General features: G+C 65.1%; 10 protein-coding genes. 6 read left to right on the forward strand and 4 right to left on the reverse strand.

The window, feature by feature from the left end; genetic code table 11:
• Window positions 1-67 precede the first annotated feature (67 nt).
• Window positions 68-652, forward strand: coding sequence for a hypothetical protein (locus tag DXT59_RS06170; RefSeq protein ID WP_116136041.1), 585 nt, complete (start codon window positions 68-70; stop codon window positions 650-652).
• A 48-nt stretch (window positions 653-700) separates the two neighbouring features.
• On the opposite strand, the gene metG is transcribed toward DXT59_RS06170, so the two are convergent.
• Both metG and DXT59_RS06180 read right to left on the reverse strand, forming a co-directional pair.
• The gene (gene metG, locus DXT59_RS06175) at window positions 701-2884 is read right to left on the reverse strand and encodes a methionine--tRNA ligase (RefSeq protein WP_116136042.1); all 2184 of its coding nucleotides are present in this window, start codon (window positions 2882-2884) and stop codon (window positions 701-703) included.
• Window positions 2885-3288: 404 nt separating this feature from the next.
• Entirely contained in the window at window positions 3289-3936 is a 648-nt protein-coding gene (locus DXT59_RS06180) for a YiaD family glycine zipper/OmpA-like lipoprotein (RefSeq protein ID WP_116136043.1), read from the reverse strand.
• Between the two features lie 298 nt (window positions 3937-4234).
• On the opposite strand from DXT59_RS06180, the gene apbC reads away from it, so the two are divergent.
• From apbC to DXT59_RS06205, 5 genes are all read left to right on the forward strand, one after another.
• Window positions 4235-5323: an iron-sulfur cluster carrier protein ApbC gene (apbC, locus tag DXT59_RS06185; protein ID WP_116136148.1), complete on the forward strand. Its 1089-nt coding sequence runs from the start codon at window positions 4235-4237 to the stop codon at window positions 5321-5323.
• Between the two features lie 169 nt (window positions 5324-5492).
• On the forward strand, window positions 5493-6035 hold the full coding sequence (locus tag DXT59_RS06190) for a superoxide dismutase family protein (RefSeq protein ID WP_116136044.1): 543 nt from the start codon (window positions 5493-5495) through the stop codon (window positions 6033-6035).
• A 23-nt stretch (window positions 6036-6058) separates the two neighbouring features.
• Complete coding sequence (gene dcd, locus DXT59_RS06195; protein WP_116136045.1) at window positions 6059-6628, forward strand: dCTP deaminase; 570 nt, start codon at window positions 6059-6061, stop codon at window positions 6626-6628.
• Window positions 6629-6770: 142 nt separating this feature from the next.
• A complete protein-coding gene (locus DXT59_RS06200) occupies window positions 6771-9050 on the forward strand; it encodes an arginine/lysine/ornithine decarboxylase (RefSeq protein ID WP_116136046.1) in 2280 nt (759 codons plus the stop codon).
• Between the two features lie 2 nt (window positions 9051-9052).
• Window positions 9053-9919, forward strand: coding sequence for a lysozyme inhibitor LprI family protein (locus DXT59_RS06205; RefSeq protein WP_116136047.1), 867 nt, complete (start codon window positions 9053-9055; stop codon window positions 9917-9919).
• Here the strand turns inward: DXT59_RS06205 and argH are convergent.
• Both argH and DXT59_RS06215 read right to left on the reverse strand, forming a co-directional pair.
• Window positions 9916-11319: an argininosuccinate lyase gene (gene argH / locus DXT59_RS06210; protein WP_116136048.1), complete on the reverse strand. Its 1404-nt coding sequence runs from the start codon at window positions 11317-11319 to the stop codon at window positions 9916-9918. The genes DXT59_RS06205 and argH overlap by 4 nt on opposite strands.
• Window positions 11320-11415: 96 nt before the next feature.
• Window positions 11416-12243, reverse strand: coding sequence for an anti-sigma factor (locus DXT59_RS06215; RefSeq protein ID WP_116136049.1), 828 nt, complete (start codon window positions 12241-12243; stop codon window positions 11416-11418).
• Between the last annotated feature and the right edge of the window lies 1 nt (window position 12244).

The raw sequence follows: 12244 nt of genomic DNA on the forward strand, positions 1-12244 counted from the left end.
ATGCCCGTGCGCGAGCCGGGGGTAACGTGGTCTGATTTGCGCTCGATTCACTTGAAGGAGTTATGCGATGACGACCGCATCGATGTGGCGCTGGCCCGTGTCGGAGGTGAAGCTCGGCAAGGGCGGTTCACTGCTCGAGGACCGGGGTTCACTGCGAAAGGCAATCAAGAACAGCCGTGGCTGGTTCCAGCTTTCGGAGCAAGGGGAAGGGCGCAAACCGCTGGTCGTCATCGGCAGCCCATCGCAAGTGCTCGCGTTTTTCAGGCGGCACGCCGCGAGCGGTATCGAAAACACGGTGCCCGAGCTGCCTCAAATCTATATGGGCGTGTCACGCTACGTCGAGACGGCGCGCTATCGCAAGCTCACGCCTTATCACGACACGGCGCTCGCGCTCGCGAACATGGCCACATGGACGGGCGCGGGACCCTATATGCAAGATGCCGGCAACGTCGCATCGGTGGTCGGCACGGTGTACGACTATGTGCGCAAGGCGCTGCGCCCGGGGATCGTGGAGGCGCCGCGCGACGCGCATGCTTTGTGCGTGACCTTCAGCTATTTGCCGGGGCCGGGTATGCGCGCGGTGGGACGCCACAAGGTGGCGTTCGGCGCGTACGAAAACGGTATCGGCCTGCAGACGCTGTTCGAGGACTGACGGTTGGCAACCGGCAGGCGCCGCTTCGCGCCTGCCGGCCCCTCATCGTCAGCGTACGCGCATGCCGGGCTTCGCGCCGCTGTGCGGCTCGAGGATATAGAGACCCGGCTCGGCCTTCTCGTCGGCGCTCGACGCGGCGAGCACCATCCCTTCGGACAGACCGAACTTCATCTTGCGCGGCGCGAGATTGGCGACCATGACCGTCAGCTTGCCCACCAATTCCTCCGGGCGATAGGCCGACTTGATGCCCGAGAAGACGTTGCGCGTTTTTGCCTCACCCACGTCGAGCGTCAGTTGCAGCAGCTTGTCGGAGCCTTCCACCGCCTTGCAGTCGACGATCAGAGCAACGCGCAAATCGATCTTGGCGAAATCGTCGATGGAGATCGTCTCGCTTTGCGCATCGCTCGCCGCGCCGGCCGTTGCCGCGCCGGCCGTTGCCGCGGCGGGCGCTTTTTGCTTCGCTTTTGCGGCCGCTGCCGCGCCAGCCGCTGCCGCCGCCGCGGCGCCGGTTTCGGCCGGCTGCAGCGACCCGCGATTGGCGGCGACCAGCGCTTCGATCTGCTTGGCGTCGATGCGCGTCATCAGATGCTGGTAGGCGTTGATGGGCTGAGCCGACGAGAGCGGCGTGCCGGCATCGGCCCATGCGAGCGGGGTCACGCCGAGGAACGCTTCGACCTTGGCCGCGAGCGCCGGCAACACGGGCTTGAGCGCGATCGACAGTAAGCGGAAGGCTTCGAGGCTGACGCTGACCGTTTCATGCAGCAACGCGGCATTGGCGGGATCCTTCGCCTGGTCCCATGGCTTGGCTGTATCCACGTAGGCGTTGACGGCATCGGCCAGCTCCATCGTTTGACGCACGGCACGGCTGTACTCGCGCGCTTCGTAATGGGCCGCGATTTGCGGGATCGCCGCGCGCAGCGTCGCGAGCAGCGGATGATGCATTGCGCTGTCCTGCACGCGCGCATCGAAGCGCTTGATCAGGAAGCCCGCCGCGCGGCTCGCGATATTCACGTATTTGCCCACCACGTCGCTGTTCACGCGGGCGAGGAAGTCGTCGAGATTCAAGTCGAGATCTTCCATCGTCGCGTTCAGCTTCGCGGCGAAGTAGTAGCGTAGCCACTCGGGGTTCAGGCCCGTGTCGATATAGCTGTTCGCGGTGATGAACGTGCCGCGCGACTTCGACATCTTCGCGCCGTCCACGGTCAAGAAGCCGTGGGCGAACACGTTCGTCGGCGTGCGATAGCCCGCGAATTCGAGCATGGCGGGCCAGAACAGCGTATGGAAATACAGGATGTCCTTGCCGATGAAGTGGTATTGCTCGGTGTTCGTGCCGGGCGTGATCCATTCTTCGAAATCGAGGCCGCGCTGGGCTGCCAGATTCTTGAAGCTCGCGTAGTACCCGACCGGCGCGTCGAGCCAGACGTAGAAGTACTTGCCGGGGGCGCCCGGGATTTCGAAGCCGAAGTAGGGCGCATCGCGCGAAATGTCCCAATCGCCGAGCTTCGCCTCTCCGGCGTCGCCGAGCCATTCGCGCATCTTGTTGGTGGCTTCGGGCTGGGCGAGGCCGCTTACCCATTCGCGCAGGAAATTCTCGCAACGCGAATCCGACAACCGGAAGAAGTAGTGTGTCGACTTGCGGCGCACGGGCGTCGCGCCGGAAATGGCCGAATACGGGTTGACGAGGTCGGTCGGCTGGTAAGTCGAGCCGCACACTTCGCAACTGTCGCCATATTGATCCTTCGCGCCGCATTTCGGGCATTCGCCCTTGATGAAGCGGTCCGGCAGGAACATCTCCTTGACGGGGTCGTACGCCTGCTCGATCTCGCGCGCGTCGATGAGGCCCGCTTGCTCGAGCTTGGTGTAGATCGTTTCGCACAACGTCTTGTTTTCTTCCGAATCGGTCGTGTAGTAGTTATCGAACGAAATCAGGAAGTTATGAAGGTCGCGCGTGTGCTCGCGCCAGACGCGCTCGATCAGTTGCTTGGGCGTGACCCCTTCCTTTTCGGCGCTCAGCATGATCGGCGTGCCGTGCGTGTCGTCGGCGCCGACGTAATAGACCTCATGCCCGTGCATTCGCATCGCGCGCACCCAGACGTCCGTCTGGATGAACTCGACCAGGTGGCCGAGGTGGATCTGTCCGTTCGCATAGGGCAAAGCGGACGTCACGAGAATGCGGCGGCGGGCGGCGCCCGTGCCGGCTTGCGCGGCGGAATGAGGGGCGGATACGGTCATGTGCGTAGGGGAAGGTGTGCTGCTTGAGGGAAAACGACGATTTTAGCAGGCACGAGGGCGCTCGCTCGTCGATGTCAAGCGGTTGCCGGGATCGGCGGTCGCACGGACCCGTTTTGTATGGAATTTCTAACAAAACGGCCGCGCCGAGCCCGAAATGTAGGAAATATCAGTCACGGCGGCGAGGCGAGCAGGGAACACAGGCAAAAAAAACCGGGGCGTTTGGCCCCGGAGCAACAACGACAAGAGGAGAATGGTGACGCGGCGGCGTTGGCCAGCCACGTACCGAATATACAGACAAGCGAAATGCCGGCGAGTTCGAAAAATTTTTTCGGAACGTTTACCGCGCGCTTCTCGCCGGCTTCCGGCGCGGCTTGCGGCCCGCGCCGCCTGCCTTTGGCCGCTGCTTAGCCCTGCGGCGCCGTCGCCCGCAGGTAGATCTCGACGCGGCGGTTTTGCTCTCGGCCCGCCGCGGTGTTGTTGTCCCCGATCGGGTTGCTTGCGCCGAAACCTTGCGCGTCGAGGCGGCCGGGATTGACGCCGCGCTGCGTCAGATAAGTCGCGACGCTTTGCGCCCGATTCACGGATAACGTTTGATTATGCGAAGCGCTGCCCGTGCTGTCGGTATATCCGCGAATCTGTGCGATGACTTGCGGGTTTTGATTCATCTGCGTCGCCAGCTCGTTCAGCGTGGCGTACAACTGCGGGTTGATCTGGTAGCTGTCGGTGGCGAACGTCACGTTGCTCGGGATATTGAGCTTGAGCGAGCCGTCGGGCTGCTCGGTAATCTGCGTGCCGGTGCCCTTGGACGCGCCCGAAAGCTTGTTGTGAATGTTCTGCCAGTTGTAGCCCGTGACGCCGCCGGCCAAGGCGCCGACGCCGGCGCCGATCGCGGCACCCTTGCCGCCGCCGGCCAGCGCGCCGATCCCGGCGCCCAGCGCGGCGCCGATGCCGGTGCCCGTGGCCGTATTGGTTTGCTGCTGCGTGGCGCAGCCGGCGAGAATCGAGCCGGCAACGGCCAAGACGGTGAGACGGGTGACGATTTTTGCGTTCATATTGGTGTCCTCTCTCGAAACGGTCGCTCGCGCAATGCGGCGACAAAACCGGCCAGCGGAGGCAGTTGCTATGCCGCGGCGAGGCGCGCGCCTCCGCTAACCACTACAATAGTGCCTGTGAGCGCCGATGCGGCACTCTCTTTGCTTGCCGCTGGGCGAAGGTGCCCGTCGGCTCGGCGTTTGGCAATGGTACGCAACACTTTCTTTCACTTTTCCGCGGTTTGGCCATGCTTTTCGAGCGCGTCGCGCTTATCCGCGAGCATGGCGCCGCGTGCATTCCTCCCTCGGAGTCGAATCGATGAGCATTGATCGGGCCTTGGTCGACGCCGCGCTCGCGGCCGTCACCGATCCCAACACGGGCAAGCCCGTAACAACCGGCAAGGGCGTGAAAAACGTCGCGATCGACGGCGCCGCGGTGAGCGTCGAAATCGTGCTCGGCTATCCCGCCAAGAGCCAGTTCGATACCGTTCGCTCGCTCGTCGAAGCGGCGCTCTCGAAGGTGCCCGGCGTCGAGCGCGCCGAGGTCGCCGTGTCGCAGTCGATCGTGGCGCACACCGTGCAGCCGGGCGTCAAACTGCTGCCCAACGTCAAGAATATCGTGGCGGTGGCCTCGGGCAAGGGCGGCGTCGGCAAGAGTACGACCGCGGTGAACCTCGCGCTCGCGCTCGCGAGCGAAGGCGCGGCCGTCGGCATTTTGGATGCCGATATCTACGGCCCGTCGCTGCCCATGATGCTCGGCATCGAAGGTCGGCCGGAATCGCCGGACGGCCAAACGATGAACCCGATGAAAGGCCACGGCGTCGAGGCCAACTCGATCGGTTTTCTCGTCGACCAAGACAACCCGATGGTCTGGCGCGGCCCGATGGCCACCTCGGCGCTCGAGCAGTTGCTGCGGCAAACGCGCTGGGGCGAGCTCGATTACTTGATCGTCGACATGCCGCCCGGCACCGGCGATATCCAGCTCACGCTGGCGCAGCGCGTGCCGCTCACGGGCGCGGTCATCGTCACGACGCCGCAGGACATCGCGCTGATCGACGCCAAGAAGGGCCTCAAGATGTTCGAGAAGGTCGGGGTGCCGATTCTCGGTCTCGTCGAAAACATGAGCATCCATATCTGCTCGAACTGCGGGCACGCCGAGCACATCTTCGGCGCGGGCGGCGGCGAGCGGATGGCCAAGGAGTACGGCGCCGAGCTGCTCGGCAGCTTGCCGCTCGATATCGCTATCCGCGAACAGGCGGACGGCGGGCACCCGAGCGTCGCGGCCGATCCGCACGGGGCGATCGCCGAGATGTACCGCGCGATCGCCCGCAAGGTGGCGATCCGCATCGCCGAGCGTGCCCGCGACATGAGCGCGAAGTTTCCGACCATCGTCGTGCAGGACACGTGAAAGCGCGTTCCCGCCCACGTTCGCGCGCGCGGCGCCCCGCGTCGCCGCCCGATCGCCACGGCGTACCGCCTAGATGGTGCTTGTGCGCCGCGCGTCGCGGTATCATGTCGCCTTCGCTTGAGTCCGGCTCGGCGGCGCGACTGGCGCCGCGCGCCGGCATGAGGATCGCATGAGAGAAACAACCGGTTGGCGGTGCGCCGGCCGTCCGAGCATGGTCATCGCCGCGTTGGTGCTGGCGAGCACGGCGCTCGGCGGCTGTGCCGCCTTCTTCGGCCCCCACGAAAAACGCGCGGACGCGCAGGTATTGCCCACGGTCGGCAATACGGCGCGCGGCACCGTCACGTTCATCGAGCGCGCGGACGGCGTGCAGGTAACGTACAACCTCGTCGGTCTGCCGCCGAACAGCGACCATGCCTTGCAGGTGCATGAGCGCGGCGATTGCAACGCGGCCGACGGTTCGAGCGCGGGCGCCGTATTCGCGCCGGCGGCCGACCGCCTGAAAACCGGCGTTCGGCGCGCGGGGGATCTCGGCAACATTCATGCGGACGCCACGGGGGTCGCCGCGGGATTCGTGGTGGCTACCGAGGTCTCGCTCGACGGGGTGCGCTCGGTGATCGGCCGCTCGGTGCTCGTCGCCCGCGAACCGAGCGATCCGGAATTCCCCGATCGCGGCGTCGGAGCGGCGCTCGCGTGCGGCGTCATTCGGCAGTAAATCCGCTTATTCAGCGTCTTTTTATGACCATCAAATCCGACAAGTGGATTCGGCGCATGGCCGAACAGCACAATATGATCGAGCCGTTCGCGCCCGATCAAGTGCGTAGGGGCGAGGACGGGCGCAAGCTCGTGAGCTACGGGACGTCGAGCTACGGCTACGATATCCGTTGCGCCGACGAGTTCAAGATTTTCACGAACATCAATTCGACGATCGTCGACCCGAAGAACTTCGACGAAAAGTCGTTCGTCGACTTCAAAGGCGACGTTTGCATCATCCCGCCCAATTCGTTCGCGCTCGCGCGTACCGTCGAATACTTCCGCATTCCGCGCAACGTGCTGACGGTCTGCTTGGGCAAGTCGACGTATGCGCGTTGCGGCATCATCGTGAACGTCACGCCGTTCGAGCCCGAATGGGAGGGCTACGTGACGCTCGAGTTTTCGAATACGACGCCGCTGCCGGCCAAGATCTACGCGAACGAAGGGGTGGCCCAAGTGCTGTTCTTCGAGAGCGACGAGGTGTGCGAGGTGTCGTACGCCGATCGCGGCGGGAAATACCAAGGGCAGCACGGCGTCACGCTGCCCAAGACGTAGCGTTCGCCGCCGTCACATTCCGGACGCGCAACGCGTAGAGACTCTAGGGTTCGACTGTGCGACCCTATGCACGGACAGCGGCCGCTGGCACGTGGGATGCGATTACCCCGTGCCCGCGGTCCTTGTTTTTGGAGATTCGTCCATGAAGTTTCGTTTCCCCGTCGTCATCATCGACGAAGATTTTCGCTCCGAGAACATCTCGGGCTCGGGCATCCGCGCGCTCGCGGAAGCGATCGAAGGTGAGGGCGTGGAAGTGCTCGGCCTGACGAGCTACGGCGATCTGACTTCGTTCGCGCAGCAGTCGAGCCGCGCGTCATGCTTCATATTGTCGCTGGACGACGACGAACTCATGCTCGGCGAAACGGGACCGGATGGGGAGCTTCCCGAGCTGGCCACGGCCATTCTCGAATTGCGCGCGTTCGTGACCGAGGTGCGCCGCCGCAACTCGGACATCCCGATCTTCCTATACGGCGAGACGCGCACGTCACGGCACCTTCCGAACGATATCCTGCGCGAGCTGCACGGTTTCATCCACATGTTCGAGGACACGCCCGAATTCGTCGCGCGCCACATCGTGCGCGAGGCGAAGGTCTACCTCGATTCGCTCTCGCCCCCGTTCTTCAAGGAACTCGTCAAGTATGCCGACGAAGGTTCGTACTCGTGGCACTGCCCGGGGCACTCGGGCGGCGTCGCGTTCCTGAAGAGCCCGCTCGGCCAGATGTTCCACCAGTTCTTCGGCGAGAACATGCTGCGCGCGGACGTTTGCAACGCCGTCGACGAGTTGGGGCAATTGCTCGATCACATCGGCCCCGTGGCGGCGTCCGAGCGCAACGCCGCGCGCATCTTCAGCGCCGATCACCTGTTCTTCGTGACGAACGGCACTTCGACGTCGAACAAGATCGTCTGGCATGCGACCGTCGCGCCGGGCGATATCGTCGTCGTCGACCGCAATTGCCATAAGTCGATCCTGCACGCGATCACGATGACGGGCGCGATCCCGGTGTTTCTCACGCCGACGCGCAACAACTTCGGCATCATCGGCCCGATTCCGCGCGACGAGTTCAAGCCCGAAAACATCCGCAAGAAGATCTTGGCGAACCCGTTCGCGCGCGAGGCGCTCGAAAAGAACCCGAATCTGAAGCCGCGCATTCTGACGATTACGCAGAGCACCTATGACGGCGTCGTCTATAACGTCGAGATGATCAAGGAGCTGCTCGGCGATTTCCTCGATACGCTGCACTTCGACGAAGCGTGGCTGCCGCACGCCGAATTTCATCCGTTCTACCAGGACATGCACGCGATCGGCGCCGGGCGTCCGCGCACGGGCGCGCTCGTGTTCGCGACGCATTCGACGCACAAGCTGCTCGCGGGGATCTCGCAGGCCTCGCAAATCGTCGTGCAGGACTCCGAGCACGGCGTGTTCGACCGGCATCGCTTCAACGAAGCCTATCTGATGCACACGTCCACGAGTCCGCAGTACGCGATCATTGCCTCGTGCGACGTGGCCGCCGCGATGATGGAGCCGCCGGGCGGCACGGCGCTCGTCGAGGAATCGATCGCGGAGGCGCTCGATTTCCGCCGCGCGATGCGCAAGGTCGACGCCGAGTACGGCGACGATTGGTTCTTCCAGGTGTGGGGGCCCGAAGCGCTGGCCGACGAAGGCATCGGCTCGCGCGAGGATTGGATCTTGCATGCCGACGATCAATGGCACGGGTTCGGGCCGCTGGCCGACGGTTTCAACATGCTCGACCCGATCAAGGCCACGATCGTCACGCCTGGGCTCGACATGGCCGGCGACTTCGGCGAAACGGGTATTCCGGCTGCGATCGTCACGAAATACCTGGCCGAGCACGGCATCATCGTCGAAAAAACGGGGCTTTACTCGTTCTTCATCATGTTTACGATCGGCATTACCAAGGGCCGTTGGAACTCGATGGTGACCGAGCTGCAGCAGTTCAAGGACGATTACGATTCGAACCAGCCGCTCTGGCGCGTGCTGCCGGAGTTCGTCGCTCAACACCCGGCTTATGAGCGCATGGGCCTGCGCGACCTGTGCCAGGCGATCCATAGCGTCTATCGCGCGAACGACATCGCGCGCCTGACGACGGAGATGTATCTGTCGAACATGGAGCCCGCGATGAAGCCGTCCGAGGCGTTCGCCAAGCTCGCGCACCGGGAAATCGATCGCGTGCCGATCGACGAACTCGAGGGGCGCGTGACGAGCATCTTGCTGACGCCGTATCCGCCGGGCATCCCGCTCTTGATTCCGGGTGAGCGCTTCAACAAGACGATCGTCAACTATCTGCGCTTCGCGCGCGAGTTCAACGAGCGCTTCCCGGGCTTCTCGACGGATATCCACGGCCTCGTCGCCGAGACGACGGCCGGGCGTACCGAATATTTCGTCGATTGCGTGCGCGGCTGACAATGTCCAAGCGGAACCCTTCTCTCGGCGCGTTCTCGGCATCGGTCATGCGGTGCGCGCTGCTCGCGGCGCTCTCGATCGCGCCGTTGGCGGCCCGTGCGGAGGCGGCCCGCGCCGATCCCATCGATACGGCGATGCAAAACTGCTCGGCGCGCGCGGATCGCTCTTCCACACCGGGGCAAGTGCAGTGCATCGAGGCCGCCCGCGATGCGTGGCAGCAAGCGATCGATGGCGCGATGCGCGTCATCGCGGCCAATGCGCCCGACGATCAGAAGCGCGGATGGGCGCTCAGCCAGGAACGGTGGCTCGCCTGGCGCAAAGACGAGCAAGCGCTGTTGCGTGCGGTATTCGCCACGACGCGCGGCAGTTCGTACTCGATTACCGAGGCTAACGTGTTGCTTCAGTCGGTGCGCGATCGCGCCCTTGCGGTACGACACGCCGCCTCGCGCTTCGCTCCTGTCGCGCCCGCGGTGCGGGGAACGGCTGCGTCGGGCGCGCTAGCGCCCGGCAGCTCGTCGACGGCTACATCGGCGGCCGGCGCAAGCGCTGCCGCCGATGCGCCGGCCGTCGCGAGCCCAGCCGCGACGCGCGTTCAGAGCGACGACGCCCGCGCGCACTATGCGCGCTTGCGTCCGTGCAATGCCGATGGCGCGTGCGAGCACGCCCAGTTCGATTTGCGGCGTTACGAGCGCACCTTGCGCGAGAAGCTGCCGGTGCGCGCGCGTTCGACGCTCGCGCGGGCGCAGCGGGCGTGGTCGTCGTATTTCGATGCCACGTCGCCGCTCGGCACCGAGGCCGAGCGCGCCGACTTGATCGGCGAGCGCGTGGCGACCATCAAGCGATTGTCCGAGACGGTGGGCGGCGATTAAAGCGTCTTGCGTGCTGCCTCGATGGCGGCGCGCACTTGCGCGGGAGCCGTGCCGCCCGGATGGTTGCGGCTGGCCACCGATCCTTCGAGCGTCAAATACCCGAACACGTCCTCGCCGATGAGGTGCGCCACGTTCGGCAACTGAGCGCGCATTTCGTCCAGCGTCAGATCGGCCAGATCGCAGCCGCGATCGACGCAAATGCGCACCGCGTGGGCCACGGCTTCATGCGCGTCGCGGAACGGCAGGCCCCGCTTGACGAGGTAGTCGGCCAGATCCGTCGCCGTCGAGAAACCTTGCAGCGCCGCGGCCCGCATGGACTCGGGTTTGACGGTGATGCCGGCGACCAGCTCGGCAAAGATGCGCAGCGTGTCGGCCACCGTATCGACCGTGTCGAACAGCGGCTCTTTGTCTTCCTGATTGTCCTTGTTGTACGCGAGCGGCTGGCCCTTCATCAGCGTGAGCAAGGCCATCAGATGACCGTTCACGCGCCCCGTCTTGCCGCGCGCGAGCTCGGGGACGTCGGGGTTCTTCTTCTGCGGCATGATCGAGGAGCCCGTGCAGAAGCGATCGGCCAGATCGATGAAGCCCACGCGGGGGCTCATCCACAAAACGAGTTCTTCCGATAGACGCGAGACGTGCGTCATGACGAGCGCCGCCGCCGCCGTGAATTCGATCGCGAAATCGCGGTCGGATACGGCATCGAGCGAATTCGCGCAAATACCGTCGAAGCCGAGCGTTTTCGCGACGGCGTGCCGGTCGATCGGGTAGCTCGTGCCCGCGAGCGCCGCGGCGCCGAGCGGCAAGCGGTTCACGCGCGTGCGGCAATCGCGCATGCGCTCGCTGTCGCGCCCGAACATTTCGACGTAGGCGAGCAAGTGATGGCCGAACGTCACGGGCTGCGCGACTTGCAAATGCGTGAAGCCCGGCATGATCGTTTCGGCGTGCTGCTCGGCCAAGTCGACGAGTGCGGTGCGCAAATCCGTGAGCAGCGTGCCGATCCGGTCGATTTCGCCGCGCAGCCATAGGCGGATGTCGGTGGCCACTTGGTCGTTGCGGGAGCGGCCCGTGTGCAGGCGCTTGCCGGCATCGCCGATCAGCGCAGTGAGCCGGGCCTCGATGTTCAGGTGCACGTCTTCGAGGTCAAGCTGCCAGACGAATTCGCCGCGCTCGATTTCACTCTTGATTTGCGCCATGCCGCGCTCGATCGCCGCGAGATCGTCCGCGCCGATGATTTTTTGCGCGGCCAACATCTTCGCGTGCGCGAGCGAGCCTTCGATGTCCACGAGGGCCATGCGCTTGTCGAAGAAGACCGACGACGTGTAGCGCTTGACGAGCTCCGACATCGGCTCGGAGAAGCGAGCCGACCAGGCTTCGCCTTTTTTGTGCAGTTGAGACGTCATGATGATGGGCGGTGAAAAAATCAGCGGATGGGCGGTGGGCCGAAGCGGCGGATAAGCCCTCGATTTTATCACCGCCGCCCGCGCGGCCGGCCCGCTTCAGGCCGTGGCCATCAATGCGCCTTCGCAGAGCACCGGGCCCGTGGGGCCGTCGGCGCGGCGCGAGCCGCCCATCGGCTCGACAGACACGGCCAGCTTCACGTAGGCGTTCATGCCGCGCACCTTCATGGCGACGACTTCGCCGGCCGGCAACATGCCGAGCGAGACCATACGGCCGTCGCGCATCACGCCCCATAGCTGTTCGCTTTTGCCGGGCGGCGGCGCGTTGCCCCCCGTCATGCGATGCACGCTCGCCATCGCATTCTTGTCGTCCCACATGACGAAAGCCATCGTCGCGCTTTTCGGCTGATCGGGCGGCACGAGCGCCGCCACGTAGGCGACGCGTTCGATTTTCGCGCCGCTTTCCTGGGCCGTTTGCGCCGTCTGGGCCACCTGCTGGGCCGGCGAACCTTCCGGGGCCAACGGCCGTAGCGTCACGGCGAGCGCGAGCGCCGCGGCGAGCGCCAGGCCCGTCGCGCCGATCGACCAGCCGCGCCAAAACGCGAGCGACTCGAACCAGCGTGCGCGCGCCGGGCGAATCGACGCGCGAGGATGCGCCGACGGCGCGGGCGCGGCCGCGCGGGCGGTGGCCTCGCTCAGACCGAGCCTGCGTTCCACGCCTTCCCATGCGCCGGCCGGCGGCGCCACGCTCGGCGCGAGTTCGCTCATCGCGCCGATACGCGCTTGCCAGCTTGCGGCCGCTTCGCCGATGCGCAGGTCTGCGCGGGCAAGCGCCTCGAAACGCTTACGCGCGCCGCCGCGCAACACGCCGAGCGCGTATTCGGCGGCGAGGCGGTCGATCAGTTCAGGATTCCGGTGCAAGTTCATC

Source organism: Trinickia diaoshuihuensis (genome assembly GCF_003390925.1).
In the GTDB taxonomy this organism is placed as follows: Bacteria; Pseudomonadota; Gammaproteobacteria; order Burkholderiales; family Burkholderiaceae; genus Trinickia; species Trinickia diaoshuihuensis.

Excerpts from the sequence above, each read along its gene's own strand:
- DXT59_RS06170 (WP_116136041.1), top strand. The coding sequence starts at position 68 with ATGACGACCGCATCGATGTGGCGCTGGCCCGTGTCGGAGGTGAAGCTC.
- metG (WP_116136042.1), bottom strand. The coding sequence starts at position 2,884 with ATGACCGTATCCGCCCCTCATTCCGCCGCGCAAGCCGGCACGGGCGCC.
- DXT59_RS06180 (WP_116136043.1), bottom strand. The coding sequence starts at position 3,936 with ATGAACGCAAAAATCGTCACCCGTCTCACCGTCTTGGCCGTTGCCGGC.
- apbC (WP_116136148.1), top strand. The coding sequence starts at position 4,235 with ATGAGCATTGATCGGGCCTTGGTCGACGCCGCGCTCGCGGCCGTCACC.
- DXT59_RS06190 (WP_116136044.1), top strand. The coding sequence starts at position 5,493 with ATGAGAGAAACAACCGGTTGGCGGTGCGCCGGCCGTCCGAGCATGGTC.
- dcd (WP_116136045.1), top strand. The coding sequence starts at position 6,059 with ATGACCATCAAATCCGACAAGTGGATTCGGCGCATGGCCGAACAGCAC.
- DXT59_RS06200 (WP_116136046.1), top strand. The coding sequence starts at position 6,771 with ATGAAGTTTCGTTTCCCCGTCGTCATCATCGACGAAGATTTTCGCTCC.
- DXT59_RS06205 (WP_116136047.1), top strand. The coding sequence starts at position 9,053 with ATGTCCAAGCGGAACCCTTCTCTCGGCGCGTTCTCGGCATCGGTCATG.
- argH (WP_116136048.1), bottom strand. The coding sequence starts at position 11,319 with ATGACGTCTCAACTGCACAAAAAAGGCGAAGCCTGGTCGGCTCGCTTC.
- DXT59_RS06215 (WP_116136049.1), bottom strand. The coding sequence starts at position 12,243 with ATGAACTTGCACCGGAATCCTGAACTGATCGACCGCCTCGCCGCCGAA.